At 48.1% G+C, this 14,082-nt stretch carries 11 protein-coding genes; 5 read left to right on the top strand and 6 right to left on the bottom strand.

The genetic code is table 11. The annotated features are described in order from the left end of the window. The 6 genes from NG792_RS28325 to NG792_RS28350 all read right to left on the bottom strand — a co-directional run. Positions 1-5,332: DUF4114 domain-containing protein (locus NG792_RS28325; protein ID WP_261237728.1), on the bottom strand; the 5,332-nt coding region annotated here is incomplete at its 3' end. 746 nt (positions 5,333-6,078) lie between these two features. Then, the gene (locus NG792_RS28330; protein ID WP_261237729.1) at positions 6,079-6,612 is read right to left on the bottom strand and encodes a hypothetical protein; all 534 of its coding nucleotides are present in this window, start codon (positions 6,610-6,612) and stop codon (positions 6,079-6,081) included. A gap of 56 nt (positions 6,613-6,668) precedes the next feature. Continuing rightward, entirely contained in the window at positions 6,669-9,761 is a 3,093-nt protein-coding gene (locus tag NG792_RS28335) for a DNA primase family protein (protein ID WP_261237730.1), read from the bottom strand. Positions 9,762-10,245: 484 nt separating this feature from the next. Beyond that, on the bottom strand, positions 10,246-10,668 hold the full coding sequence (locus tag NG792_RS28340) for a hypothetical protein (protein WP_261237731.1): 423 nt from the start codon (positions 10,666-10,668) through the stop codon (positions 10,246-10,248). A 38-nt stretch (positions 10,669-10,706) separates the two neighbouring features. Next, the gene (locus NG792_RS28345; protein WP_261237732.1) at positions 10,707-10,832 is read right to left on the bottom strand and encodes a hypothetical protein; all 126 of its coding nucleotides are present in this window, start codon (positions 10,830-10,832) and stop codon (positions 10,707-10,709) included. Continuing rightward, positions 10,822-11,085, bottom strand: coding sequence for a helix-turn-helix domain-containing protein (locus tag NG792_RS28350; RefSeq protein WP_261237733.1), 264 nt, complete (start codon positions 11,083-11,085; stop codon positions 10,822-10,824). Before NG792_RS28350 ends, NG792_RS28345 begins: the two co-directional genes overlap by 11 nt. Before the next feature lie 229 nt (positions 11,086-11,314). Here NG792_RS28350 and NG792_RS28355 point away from each other — a divergent pair, with 229 nt between their 5' ends. The 5 genes from NG792_RS28355 (at position 11,315) to NG792_RS28375 (ending at position 14,035) form a co-directional block, all read left to right on the top strand. After that, the gene (locus NG792_RS28355) at positions 11,315-11,608 is read left to right on the top strand and encodes a hypothetical protein (protein WP_261237735.1); all 294 of its coding nucleotides are present in this window, start codon (positions 11,315-11,317) and stop codon (positions 11,606-11,608) included. Positions 11,609-11,815: 207 nt separating this feature from the next. Then, positions 11,816-12,223, top strand: coding sequence for a hypothetical protein (locus NG792_RS28360; protein WP_261237736.1), 408 nt, complete (start codon positions 11,816-11,818; stop codon positions 12,221-12,223). Beyond that, positions 12,223-12,513, top strand: coding sequence for a hypothetical protein (locus tag NG792_RS28365; RefSeq protein ID WP_261237737.1), 291 nt, complete (start codon positions 12,223-12,225; stop codon positions 12,511-12,513). Before NG792_RS28360 ends, NG792_RS28365 begins: the two co-directional genes overlap by 1 nt. A gap of 10 nt (positions 12,514-12,523) precedes the next feature. Next, positions 12,524-12,721 carry a hypothetical protein gene (locus tag NG792_RS28370; protein ID WP_261237738.1) on the top strand — a complete coding sequence of 66 codons (198 nt, stop codon included), beginning with the start codon at positions 12,524-12,526 and terminating at the stop codon, positions 12,719-12,721. A gap of 330 nt (positions 12,722-13,051) precedes the next feature. Further along, complete coding sequence (locus NG792_RS28375) at positions 13,052-14,035, top strand: ParM/StbA family protein (protein WP_261237739.1); 984 nt, start codon at positions 13,052-13,054, stop codon at positions 14,033-14,035. Positions 14,036-14,082 lie beyond the last annotated feature (47 nt).

Genomic DNA, 14,082 nt, shown 5'->3' on the forward strand with positions numbered 1-14,082 from the left:
CTCGGTAAGTACCGCTTTCGGGTAGGACGAACGTCCGGTTGGGATCGTTATACGAAAAATAACTACTGTACTTAATATCTTGAGGGTTAGGTCCGACAATTTTATAGGATAAGGGAAAACGGCTGTCTAGAACATCAAAATAAAGTTGTTCCCCGACGTTTCCTGTAAATGTATAATAATCGCGTTCTCCTTTTTCGCCGATTTCTCCTGAAACTGTATGGGGATTGTCCAGACTCCCCAATTCCATCTCAGCGGTAATTTCGTCAGGTGTGATTATTTCAAAAGCATAATTCACATTGCTGTAAAAAGGAGATTTACCTCGCAATGCTAGCAGATACTCACCATCGTAAGGCAATTTCCATTCTATATCGTCAAAAGATGAACTGTACTGAAGATTTTTGTCGTTCGCTCCGTAGATGACCCAATCTAAGCTTCCACTGTTACTAATCTTATCTAAAAACAGTCTTTGTCCGGCTTTACCTGTAAAGCGATAGACGTCATCTTCCGTTCCAGGAGACAGAGTGCCTCTAATCACTTCATCAAAGGGAACAACTGGCACCATCCCCACATCGATTACCGTAAATCCATAACTGCCAGTAAAGTCTTGATTTCCGTTAACGACAATGCTATAATTCCCGCTCTCGGTTAAAGTAAAAACATTCCCGCTATCAATACTTTGTGCCGATTTATTGGTTACCTGTTTCCCATTCGGATCGTAAAGCTCAAACTGCCAATTTCCATACTGTAACGGGTCAATATAAATTCGCTGTCCTGCGGTTCCGCTAAAACTAAACTCATCACGTCCTCCAGGAATCGAGATGCGTCCGAGAACCGTATCTCCCAGCATCAACACGGAAGGTGGCGTCCATTCCACTTCTCCTGTCACCAGATCCACTGTCATATCTTCCGGACCTTGAATTAAGCGATAGCTGAGAGGGTCCCCATCGGGGTCCATCGCATTGGAGTCGTAGCGATAAGGTTGATTGATATAAGCATCCACCACCGGCGTGGACGTGAATATAGGGGGTCGATTCGGCGGAATCTGAGTCACAGACAGGGTAAAGCTTTGAACATCTTTCCCCCCACGAGAATCCACCACCTCTACAACAACAGCATGAGTTCCAATCTCCTCAACCGTGGTCTCCCAAGTTATCACCCCAGTTTCTGAGTCAATTATCATCCCATTGGGAGCTGATAATAACGAATAACTCAACCCATCGTTATTCGCATCTTTCGCAATAACTTCATACCGATAAGAATTCCCTCCAATCGCTTCTAGTGGCGGTTCGCTCTCGATAACTGGGTCAGCATTTAACTGTCCCAGTACCGTCAATTCATAAGTAAATTGAACTCGATTAGGATTGAAGAAGGTCAGCGAACCCAACTCAGTTATTTCAGTCGGGTCTAACTTTCCATCCTCGGCCAATTCAGAGAAATTATAATATGGCACTCCTTCTGGAGTAAATCCATCGGGGTCGCGCAGTAAAACCGTGGGGTCACTGATATTAGAAACCGCCACCAATAAAGGCCCATCTACGCTATAATTGCCTTCATTGCGAATGGCAACTTCCGCATACAGTTCGTTGCTACTTTCATCAAAGCGAGTGCTTCTGTATTCTAAGGGGAAAGAGGGCGTAATATCCGTCAGTTTGCCAAACTCCGCTAACTCAATCGGCTGACTGCGATGATTGTCTTCACCGCTACTGACTGGCAGTTGTTCTTGAGTGCTTCCCACCAAGTGCAGGTCGCGGATGCTGACTGAGGTGGTCGTGTCGCGATCGCCGTTTACCAATCGCAATACTAAATTAGCACTTCCCGGACTCACCCCATTCAGATTGAGCGTCACCGTGCCTGCACTTTCATTATATTCAACGCCAGCGGCTAATTTCGGTTCTTCCCCTTCGGTTAAATTAAAGAAAGCATCTCCCGAACCAATGGTATGCACCAAAGAATTCCCTTTTGCATCCAAAAGAGCGACTTCAAACGCATCGTTAATTGCATTACTATCGCTCCTGTCGAAATTGAGTGCAGCCAATGTAAAGACTAACTGAGAAGAAGTCTGTGGAATAGTCAATTCTTCTCGATGACTGACTGAAAAGTTTTCCCCTTCTACCAAAACGATATCATCAACATTGCTAACTTCCGTGCGAGTAATGATGCGACTGGTAACGGTGGAATTGCCTGCGTCGTCAAGGGTTTGAATGGTAAAGGAATTTTCCCCAACAGTAAGGTCAATTCCTGCAAAAGAGAATTGTCCCGTTGTATCCGCCGTGACGGTTGTGCCGGTTTCGATTAAAGTGACGGTAGCATTGGGTTCTGTCGTCCCTGTCAGGGTTACAGGTGATGCAGCGGTTTGAGCGTCGCCAGGGATATCGGTGTCGGATGCGGGGTCTAAGTCAAATGTCAGCGGAGGCGCGGTGGTATCTAGGGTGAAGTCATACTGGTACTCGGTAACGTTTCCCCATTCGTCAATGGCCTGCAAGTATAATGTGTGAGAGCCATCGGGGAGTGAATCGCCATAAATGGTGGCAAGTTGGGAGGGGGTGAAGGTAAAGTCGCCGGTTTCTAAAAGTTGCGAGTCAATGTTGATGAAGGAAGAGTTGTCAAAACTGGCAGTAAAACTAACAATGTGGAGAGGGTTGGTGAGAGTGCCAGTAATAGTCGGGTTGTAGGTTTTGCGATCGCTATCGGATATGCCAGTATCTTCTGCAAGTTTTGCGGTGATGATGGGAGACTGGTTGTTCTGTTCTGCGTAAGAAACGATTTGCTGTCCAATTTCAGAATTGCGCCAATCTGAATCGGGAGCAATCACTTCATCCAGGTTAGTCACGATTCCGGTTGCACCTGACATTTTAAAGGTGATATCGTTAAAGTCGGCATCCCCTCCAGGCAACCGTAAATCTTCCCAGGCAAATAAGTTCCCATCTCCAGTGACATCAACGAGTTGAGGTTGATGCAACGCTCGTTCCGGGTCACTGGGAGTTAACGAAAGGAAGGGTTTTTTGCTGCCAGTAACTTGGGGATTGTCAAAGAGTTCTTGGAGGGTGCCGTCAGGAATTAAAATTAAGCCAAATTCTGTTCCTTCCGGTAAAGAGAAAGTTTTCTCTCCTGATTTGATGCCACGATTCCAATTGTAAGCTTCCAATTTTCCATCGAGTTTAGCCGCTTCTGTGGAGTCGGATACCAGAACATAACCTTCATCGGAATTGGAGAGAGAACGTCTAGCGATTTCTCGGAAAAATTCAGCAGACCCCCATTCATATTCCGAGAGTCCAGCCATATTGAACAAACCGACAGTCCCTTGATAATAGCCGCCATCGAAGATGTATTCGATGTTAATAGCGCCAGTCTCTCCGACTTGGAAAACCCCTTGGGAGAAGTTGGGGAAGGTTGGTTCGATTTGAGTAGGTACGGTTTGAGCAACGACGTTGATGGTGAGGGAGTTGCTGTCGGATGGGGAGTTGTTATCTTCTAGAACAACTGATGCAGTTTCTCCGGAATCTGATGTAGATTCGGTTGGATTGGATGTAGCGGGTGGAGCGGAGGGTTTAATTGCGGACGATTCGATTTGAGATGAGTTGGGTCCCGAAGTGGTATCGATAATAAATTCGGTTGAAGCTGATGAAGTTGTCGAGGCTACTAAGTCTTCTTCAGCTAAATCGAGAGGTTCATCCTCATCTGAGTTGAAATCTGTGTCATCTGTGGTTAAAGATGAGGAATTTGTTTCGGTTGAATCGAGTGAAGATTCTTCTGAATCTGGGGTCTCTTCTGCACTAGCAGGGGTGCTTGCTGAGTCGGACGAGGCAGGAGATTCAGCCAGTATATCCTCATCCGATTGAATAGCATTGGATGTTTCTTCTTCGCCGCTTTCATCCGCAAATTCTGTCGAATCAACTGTATCGGAGTCGGACTGGATTGAGGAGGAAGTTTCTAAGTTGGATTCTGTCGCTTCAACTGTGTCGAAGTCTGATACCGTTGAAGTTTCATCAAGAGATTCGGTCGGTTCGGATGTTTCGGCTGAAACCGAAGTGGATTCTGTTAAATTGGATGTATCGGAGTCGTCACCGATTGACGGTGAGTTTTCGATTGAAACTGAGGTAGATTCTATTCCGTTGTCGGTGTCGTCCGGTAAGAGAATGGACGATTCAGTTTCTTCAAGAATTGAAGTGGATTCAGTCGGCTCAACTGTTGTTTCATCAGATAAGGGAGTGAGCGATTCAGTTTCTTCAGGAATTGAGGTGGATTCTACCCCGTTGTCGGTGCTATCAAGGTCAAGGGTTGACTCTACGGTTGAATCGTCCACCGCTATTCCATCACCACTGGGTTCTAACGCATCAATTGTTTCTGAAACTTCCTCTGAAGCGCTTTCTGGGGTCGATTGAAGTAAAGCGGATTGTTCTTGGACGTAGGTGATGATTTCTTGTCCGGTGGGAGTCGTGCGCCAGTCTAAATTAGGATTGATTAATTCATCAAGGACTGTGGCAGTTCCGGTAGCTCCAAATAGGGAGAAGATGAGGTCATTGTAGTCGCGATCGCTTCCCACATCGACTCGCAAGTCTTCCATAACAAACAAATTACCTTCTCCTGTAACGTCGGCAATTTGTCCGACATGAAAGGCATCTTCTGGGTTGGCGGTGGCGAGAGAAAATAAGGGGCGTTTGTTTCCAGCTAATTCCGGATTTTGTTCAACTTCTTCGATGGTCCCATTGGGAACAAGGATGATGCCAAATTTATCGCCTGGCTGCATCAAGAAAGTTTTGTTTCCTTCGTGTTTTCCCCAATTAAAATTGTTGGCTGCTCCTAAATCTTCGGTAAATTTGGCAGCTTCCGTGGCATCAGAGATGACGATGTAACCTTGTTCGGAATGACTTGACGCTCTTTTGGCGGCTTCTTTAATAAATTCTGCACTTCCGGGGACAAATTCTTCCATCCCGGTTAAACTGAAAATGCCAATTTCACTTTTGTAAGCGCCACCATCGTAGAGGAACTCGATGTTGACTTGTCCAGTATTGCCTACGACAAATGTTCCAGATGTGAAGTCGGTATTTGGGAGGGACGCAACGGGTTCGCCGGTGAGAGGGTCGATTGGAGAATTGTTATCTGAACTGGGGAGTATGCTCGACTCAATACTATTAACTGATACTCCGTCGGTCAGCGAGGTGTCCTCAACTCCATATTGAGAGTTTATTGGGAATAACTCGCTACCAGTTGGCGGAGATTCTAATGGCTTTATTGGGTTGTTAAATGGGTCTACGGGATTGTCAACTAAACCGGATAATAAAGGGTCTCCTGGGGAGTCAGAAAATAACGATTCATTGTTTAAAATTTGCATGACGAGTTTCCATCCGTGCTTGTAGTTTAGATGGTGCTGCGTCCTGGCTTTTTTTGTAAAAAGTAGGATGCTCTAAGCGAATTAAAAAAAACTTGAAAACTAATTTAACAACTCTATGCAATTTCCCTATCCGCACTTTTACTGAAGTTTTTAAGTTTTTTTGGGGAAGTTTTTGCCTAGGCTGTGTAAATTTTTCAGTATTTTTATTTAGTTTTACTTAATTTTACTTAGGTTTAGCAATTAATTTGATACAATTTTTCTTTATAGAATGGGCTTTTGAATGAATTTTAATCCTTGTAAATTAATGCAAAAAAAGTGACGAAAAACTGTTTTTGCCTGGGAAAAACATTGTTTTTGAGTAAGAATACTGATTTGGTTATACAGAATACAGGAGTAATGAGGGAAGGGGGATTTAATCGGGACGGTGGAGTTGGAGGGGTTGGTGAGGGAGCAACAACCAAAGCGAAAAAGTTGGGGAGGGTAGCGCCAGGGGCATCGCTCCCGTTCAGGAACGATTCCAGTTGCGAGCGCGAGGTTCGCAATGATCGCCATACCCGATCCCACATCAGTGTGCTTGTTAGTAGGCAGTTTCAGTTTTTCTTTGCCCGCGATGCTCCCCATCCCTGATTGCCAGCAACTATACCGGCAGGAACTGAAAACGGCGACTTGTGTTGGGCGAGCGCAATCGGATTGGACGACAAGAGTGCAATCTGCGCTCAAGCCAGTTTTCCCAAATCCTTCCTTCCCTAGATAAGGCAAGCATAGATGGGGTGAATACAAGTCCGGCCAAAAATAATCGGAGACTTTTGGATAAACCGCCACAACGCATTCGGACTTACACAGAGCGATCGCCATCGCATAAAAATGGAGCAACTCTTACGCTGTAAGGCTGCGAGGCTTCCGACGAATTTGGGTCGTTGAGAGCGATTTTGGTTGAGCCTCGCAACGTGGGTGGCAACCACGCAGAAGAATCCGACGTGGTCTAGCGGGATCTGGGTCGGTGGGTTGAACTCGCCGGTGACACGAGAGCAGATAGCCGGACCATACAGCTTTAACAGCCGGAGCAAATCCTCCAACTCTTGGAGGGTCATTGCGAATTTAGTAGGTTTCCCATAGCGGCGCTTGATGAATCCTCGCAACTCAGCCTTATCCAGCCCTTCAGCCGCCAGTTTGAGAAACAAAGCGTGGGCCAATTTCAGCAGTTCGTGGGAAGTCGGTTCGGTTGATGTTAGCTGGTCGGTGGGAGTCGCCACCTTGACCTTGCCAGCTAGAATCCGCACCAGCGAGTAGGGAGTGAGGAATTATCCGAAGTTTAGCTCCATCGGGGCGATCGCAATTAAAGCCGCTCGTCAAAGGGAATCGCCTCCCACTTACCTAAAAGGAAGGAGTGGAAGTGGTGAAGCTGAAATTCGGTGAACTTGGAGGTGTCTGCACTGCCGTAGGTGGCGATCGCCTCATCCGTGATTTCCTGCTCCGAGACATCGTTTCGGCTCAGATTGCGGATCAGCATTTTGATTTCGCCGATCAATGTGGATTTAGCCTCGGTTGGTGGTTCCGCATTCGCCTGGGGTGCGATCTTGAATTGGTGGGGAGCCACTGAAATTGAACAAGTGCTCCCACCTCTTACCCCATCGCCGGTCTTTACATACCGGACTAGGTAACATCCGTTTTCATCTTTGGCCCCTAGCGGTAAAATCTCCCCTTCTATTTCCAGCGATGGATCCGTTATCTCCACCAGGTCACCGACTCGGTAACTTGGGGTTTCCGGGGAGATCGGGTTAACTTCCCCTTTATTGCCAGTGACGGGTTCCGTGACGGGTTCGGTGACGGGTTCTGGGGTGGGTTGGGTGACGGGTTCAAACCCTTGCCCTGGGGCAGTTGTGCCGGAGGTGACGGGTTTATCGCCCTCATATAGTGTGTTTTCTGTTTTTTGCGGGGGAGGAGATGGAAAATCAATCTCCTCTTTTTTAAACTTCTCTATATTTGGAGTTAACCCGTCATACCCGTCACTATCCTTGCATAGCAAGGGTTCTGGGGTCGTCACTGGGGTCGTCACTAACCCGTCACTGGGGTCGTCACTGACCGATCGCCCTTGAAGAATTTCCAAGATTGTTGGGGATAAATCATCCTCTCGCCGCAACCTTACCCCTTGGAGGTAACGGGCTTTAGAATCCCGCTTCGCTTCTACCTTCCATCCCAGGGACTCAAAAAGCTCTTTCATGGTTGGGGTAAAGTTGGTGAGGTTAAGGGCCGACTTAACCCCTGCACCTCGGCAGTAGTGGTTGTAAGCTCCGAAAAGGGTCGAGGCTTCTGGTTTATAAGCATCGTTTTTCCACTCATCGCAATTGCTGCCAATTTGGGTGCGGGCAGTGGGGTCGAAGACTAAGTGCTCATTGACCCAGGCTGGGAGAGAATCTCTTAGTTTTGATTCCCAGAAGGCAGGGGACATCGCTATATCATTTCCCCCACCGCGCAACGTCGCTTCAATTTCCTCCGAGGAAATTGACAGCAGGTAACGGGTGAAAGCAGGTAACTCAGCCTTGAATTTGGATTCAAGAGATCGCACCTCGGGACCACCCTCCCGGTCAAACGCCATCGTCATAATCCGGCGACTCAACCAAGCGCCCTGAGATTCCGACCCGTGAAAGATTGGATAGTTGGCGGTGACGACGTGCAAGGCAGAGGGCGCGAACTCTACCGGGTTTTGATGAAGGTGACGGCCTCGGAGCTTCATCCCCCCGGTGCTTTTTTTGAATTCAGACAAACCACAAGAGCGGATGGAGTCTTGGTCATCGTGGATCACGAAGCGCTTGCCCTTTAAATCAATAATTTCATGCTTATCCGAGAGACTGGCGATCGTGCCATTCCAGCAATTCTCCTCACCGGCGATCGCCTCAATCAGGCGCACTAAAGTGGATTTCCCCGTGCCACCCTTGCCGATTAAAAACAGGAATTTATGTAGATGACTCATGCCTCGGATGCCTGCGGCAATGAAACACTCAATCATCCGCTGGCGGTTGCGATCGCCATAGGTCACGAAGTCAAGCCATTGAGCAATCGAGCTAAAGTCTCCCGAGTCTGGGGAGTGGTAGCGCCGGGGTAGTTGCCAGGTCAAACGGTAGCCGGGAGCGTGTTCGCCAAATGAGTTGCTGTCGAGGTTGAACACCCCATCAATAAACGGGATTAATTTGGGATTGGCGTCAAACTGCTTTACCTTAAATTGGGATCTCATAAGGCGTTCAATCGATGCTACCAATCCGGCTCCATAGCCTTTCCCTTCTTTTTCCAAACAAGACCGGATAACCGCCTCGACTTCGATCACGTCACACCGGGACCACAGTCCAGGTTTTTCGACCCCGTACCATTTCCATTCGCCCGCCTGGATATCCCAAGCTAGGCGATCGCGCCATTCATTGAATAGCTCGTTGGCATAGTCGTTAGCGCTTTTCTTCTCTGGCTTGTCATCGTCGTCGTCGGGCAAGTTTTCAACCACTTCTCGGGTTTTGTTTAGCGCTTGCCCGAATGCCCGTTCAAGCTGGGCGATTATTTCTTCTGGGTTGTTCAAGTTGGCTTTAATCAGATCCGCTATATCCTCTCCCTCTAGGATAGGCAGATAATCAGCCAGTTCAACCGTAGGCATTCCTAGTTTGTGGCAGATATCAGCCACTTCCTCGCTTTTCTCGCAGCCTTTTTGGTCTTTGTCTCGGACGCGGGCAATCCCTGCTACTCCTGCCTTTTGAAGCCTTAGAATAGCTGATTCTTTATCTACTTTTGTGGCCCCTCCCATAAAAGTCATGGACACCAATTGGAGCCACCGAGTAGCATCGGTGCATTTTTCCCCTTCATCCCAGAGAACCCATTTCCCCGGTCCGTAGGCGATTGCTTCCTCTTCCTTATATAGCGGCCACGGCTTGTCACCCTTTTTGGCGATAGTTTGGCCCGCTTCGTTGATGTGAAATTGGGTAAAGCGCTTTCTGTCGCCATTTGCGGGTTCAAGTCGGATCACCCACTGAGTATCGGAGTAGGTGTAGGTGATGTGTTTCCCTTTGCTGTCCTGGTGTTTCTGAGGTGGAGTCGGCTTGCACGGAAGTCGGGCCAATTCTCCCGATTCTGGGATAGGCGCGGGTTTGGCTTTCTTAGCTGGCGATCGTTTTACTGCCTTGGTCTTGCGGGTTTCCCCTTTCTCAAAGAGTTCTGGCGCGATCGCCTTCAGGATATCCGGGGACTTGCAATTCCCTGAAAAGCATTTGAATTTGGTCGGCTCGGTGCGGCTGTAACTTAAATTTTTCCCGTTGCAGACCGGGCATTCATATTTTCCCTTGGATGTTGGGGTGAGGCGATCTTCGTATTGGCTGAGATCTACCAACTGATGATCGCCTGAACCCTCGTAACCCGATGTAGATTCCGTAGATTGTGCTAAACTAGACATAGATGGGACTCCTTTTGTGGTGGAAGGGGTCCCTCGCGCTTCAAAAAACCTCAACAAAAATTCTTTTATTTACCTCAACAAAATGCTAAGATAAGTCCAGATATAAAAATTTTTGTTTTTGGGTAGGGGTCTCTGCGCGGTTGTTATCAGCAACCGATGAAGCGCGGGGACTTCCTTCTTTATAGGGTTATTATACTACGGAAAAAAGCCGGGTTGATATTTTTATCAACCCGGCTTTTTTATTGCCCAAAAACATGAGGAAAAGTTAGATACAAACTCAAATACCCCTCGGGACAAGGGGTTGGGATTCTGCAAGCGTTCGATTTTTATTAGAGAATATCTTCAATAAACTGTTAACAATGCCGCCTGGTTAACCAGGGTTTTGCAGGGGTTTCAGAATTCGATGCAGGATGATTTTTATTCCATCGGCAAGGGTGAAAATTTGCGATCGCCCTTCAATATCCCAGACTTCCCCAGATTCCCGCTAGGCTTGCCCAAGCTGGAGAACGATTTTTCTGCCATCGGCAAGGGTGAACAACTCCGATCGCACTCCGGACCCCTCATGCACCCCATCCCGAATCAGGGCTACCAGATAGGAGTCTAGTTTTTCATCGGGCCAAGACTCGGTGAGCGATCGCCCCTGCCAATCCGCCCCGCCGGTGGCTTTATTCCCATAAATCAGACGCCAGGGTGCAAGCGCCATAAGAGAAGCAGGCTCTTCAGATTCCAGAGCTACGGACCAAAGCAAATCTAGCTGAATGGCCGCGATCGCCCTGTCTCGTTCGGAGTGGAGGCGATTAATTTTGCCCGAGGGGATGGTTGAGATCGCGTGAAACAGGTTGTCAAGGCGGGTAAGGAGAAAGGGTTGATCTGCAAAGAAGTAAGTGCTGTCCATAGATTTCTTCATAAAACTTTACGTCGTGTCCTATTTTGCGCGTACCTCGGTTATGGGGTTTTGCGTGATGACGCCCGGTGAAACCGGAATTTGGCCGGGTTGCGATCGGGTTTTAGTGGCGATCGGGTGGCGGTTCGGGTGATGGTCTGGGGGCGATCGCCACGGTTAATCATCAAAAACATATTCAATCAAATCCCCTGGGGTAATAGTGTCGGAGATTCCTTTTTCTCTAAGGATCTTATTGATGGCGGTGCAGATGGCGGCTAAAGTGTCCCCGTCAATTCGGGGCATAGTGTCTTTTGCCTTGAGCTTGCTGACCGACTGAGGGACGTAACCCAATTGATCGGCGAGTTCCCCCGTGCCGACCCTGTACCTCGCTAATACTTCATTCAACCGCCAACGGTGCGCCATTTCTACTGCTGCCTGCATTTTTATACCTCAAAAGCCTACTACATCTATCCTAGAGTCCACAACGGTTCCTGTCAAGCTAAAATTTAGCTTCAGAGGTTGACAATAAAACCCAGGGTTGATATAGTGAACTCACGGGGAACGACGGAGCTACCCAATGCGGACGCTGACCGCTTGACCAAAGCTAAGGAAAGGCTCTCAAGTTGCCCAAAAACAATGAAACCCCACAAGCCCAAAGACTTGCAGGGTTTTGGCTAAAACTAAGAAAGTAGGTGCTGCAAAAATGAGCAACGAAGGAATGGCAATTGAAAGGGCAGATGTGATTAAAACTGCATCAGGGAAGGGGTACGAAATTATAAACCCCCTCTCAATGGGTACTGCCCTAATCGAAGTAGCCAAAGACATGATGAAAAGCGGAGGTTACTGGGAGATGACAAATTTCCCAGAACCCATCAATCTTAATGATTACGTGCGGCAGGCTTTGCCAATTTATTTCACAAATAAGGCAGGCGACATCCAGATTATTTATGAGGCATCGAGATAAGGAGGATTAATCACTCCAAAGATTTAAAAGCCGCTTAGAAATCAAAAGACAGCGCCCCGCCGTCCATGAGGACAACAGGGCGACTGGCAGAACCAAGAAAACTGAATAGGCATCTACTTAGGCGTATCGCCTACCCCCTAGGGTGTCTCACCACCTTTGGGGATGAATTTCTCAGTCCACATACGTTTTTCAGTTGAGATATCAACCATGACTACTCTATCAATTTCAGCGCCAAAATGCCTCGGTTTTTATTCCCAGAGCCTCCAAGATAAGCTCTATCCGTTCCTTGGGAACGGGGAAAAACTGACCCTTGACGACGCGATCGCCCTCACGGGAATTGCTTCTGAGGGAGCTTGGTGGTCAACTCAAACCAAACACCCATACGGCATTGGGCCAATCCTGCAACATAAGGAATCGCGAACAATTGACGGCATCTATTTCGATGGGTTCGATTGCCAGGATGAAGGGTTGAGGGCGATCGTCTTGGAACTCGGGGAATGGTTAGCCCTAGCCCGATGGACCTCGGAACTCGCAGAGCTTCGACTGCATGATTACACCCGAGCCAAAGTAAGCGAAATGGCTGCTCAGTCACCTCCTATCTGGGAGGTGCTGTGATGAATTTCCCACCCAAGCTAAATCCTTTCTTTACCCTCAAGAACCTCGACTACTCGGAGATGCTTGATCTGCTGCTAACTGCAACCGGGGCGGCCAAACACTGCCACCAATCGGGAGACAAAACCCGAACAATGCAGAATGCACTAGAAGACGCTGACGGAATACGGGAGGAGTTTTCGGGGATTCAAGAGACGGATGAGTTTCTCGCCCTGACGCTGACAGAGGAGGAATGGGTGAATTTAGCCGCAGCTGTTTCCTCCCGGATGACTGAGTGTTTCACCCCTTTTTAGTTACTTAGTTATGAATGAAATACAATTTCAAGACCGAGTAACTCACTGGGGTCAAGTCCTCCTAAAAACTGAACTCCCGGAAAACTTGGTCCCCTCGGTTGCCCGAGTCTTAGCTCGGGATGAGCGCTATGGACTAAATGCCCGATCGCCTGAAGATTTGGCAACAATGGCCCGCGCTGCTGAATCTCTAGCGGGGGTAAGCCGATGAGCATTTTTGTTGATATCGGGTTGACTCTCGCCCTCGCTTACCTTTGGTTTCTTGCATCAGTTGCCCGTCCCCCAGAGTGTCGATCCGACAGGTGCGATCGGCTGGATCCGAGCGAAGAAAGACCCCTAATTTATCGGCCATAACCCGAGATATCTCACCGGGACTATATAGCCCTCACAAGGCATCAAAAGACCCGGTGAGATACTTGGGCCAAAACTACTTCAAATAACCTCAGATAGCGGGATAGAGCGAGTTCTGTCCCGCTATTCTATTGGTTCCTTCTTAGACCTATCAAGACCTATACAGACCCATAAGGAGTTATACAGTCCTATGCAACCTTACGCGCTTGATTTAGGTAATGGTTACACGAAATTTTCACGCGGCTCAACCCCTCAGATGATGCCCTCCTACATCTGTGAAGCCCTAGATCCATCAGAGTTATGTGACGACATTGGCTTCGGTGCAATTATCAAATACACAGGAGGCGAACGCACTGACCTAGCCGGACGAATTTGGGCCGTAGGGGAAGCGGCTAAAACCTCATTCCCTGGCGCTTTCAGTCGGGTCGTTGATAGCGAAAATTCAACCGGGAAAGTTGATTTTGCACTTCATTTTGCACTCGCTGGACTCCCCCCAATGAGTCACGGCCAATACTTCCAAATTCCCATGATGTATGCCAGTTTACCTGACCCGGCACTACTGGGAAATGCCTTCAAACGAGCCATCATCGGCACTCACCGATATATTCACAATGGAGTGGAGGCGAGCGCCACAATCGACGATGTGACCGTACTCCATGAAGGTCAGGGAGCTTTCGTTTATGCCTTATCCCAGGGAGTTTTTCCCAGTGGAACAGCTAACGCGATTATCGACTGTGGGAATGGCACAACAATCGCTCAAGCCTTCAGTCCCAACGGGCATTTAATCCCTAAAAGTCGCACAGTTTCTCAGGTTGGGGTGTTTCATTTGCTCAAGTCAATCGCCTCGGACATTCGGTTCAAAAAAACCCTCGGTAAAGAAGGGAATATTCATCTGATTCAGCAGGCGATCGAGGATGGCTCACTCAGCTACGGCTCCCGGAATATTGACATCAGCAACATCTACCGTGAACACCGCAACCGCTGGGCATCACAAGCCCTCAAGAAAGCCCTCGAAAAATTTAGCACGATGAAGGATGAAATCGACACCATCTTATTGATTGGCGGTGGCGCAAACATCGTCAAAATCTTAGCCGAAAAGAAAGACTCAATTGAGTTATGCCCGGAGCCTCAGTTAGCCAATGTCCTAGGGCGTCGGTTCAGTACCCATGCTTGACAAAACGATTCAACTATGCATAACTGAAATTGACGAACCCATTAAAT

This window comes from Laspinema olomoucense D3b, assembly GCF_025370785.1.
Lineage (GTDB): Bacteria > Cyanobacteriota > Cyanobacteriia > Cyanobacteriales > Laspinemataceae > Laspinema > Laspinema olomoucense.

What these genes read in the sequence shown, in the direction of transcription:
- NG792_RS28375 (WP_261237739.1), top strand. Translation starts at nt 13,052, where the DNA reads ATGCAACCTTACGCGCTTGATTTAGGTAATGGTTACACGAAATTTTCA.
- NG792_RS28365 (WP_261237737.1), top strand. Translation starts at nt 12,223, where the DNA reads ATGAATTTCCCACCCAAGCTAAATCCTTTCTTTACCCTCAAGAACCTC.
- NG792_RS28350 (WP_261237733.1), bottom strand. Translation starts at nt 11,085, where the DNA reads ATGCAGGCAGCAGTAGAAATGGCGCACCGTTGGCGGTTGAATGAAGTA.
- NG792_RS28370 (WP_261237738.1), top strand. Translation starts at nt 12,524, where the DNA reads ATGAATGAAATACAATTTCAAGACCGAGTAACTCACTGGGGTCAAGTC.
- NG792_RS28335 (WP_261237730.1), bottom strand. Translation starts at nt 9,761, where the DNA reads ATGTCTAGTTTAGCACAATCTACGGAATCTACATCGGGTTACGAGGGT.
- NG792_RS28340 (WP_261237731.1), bottom strand. Translation starts at nt 10,668, where the DNA reads ATGAAGAAATCTATGGACAGCACTTACTTCTTTGCAGATCAACCCTTT.
- NG792_RS28360 (WP_261237736.1), top strand. Translation starts at nt 11,816, where the DNA reads ATGACTACTCTATCAATTTCAGCGCCAAAATGCCTCGGTTTTTATTCC.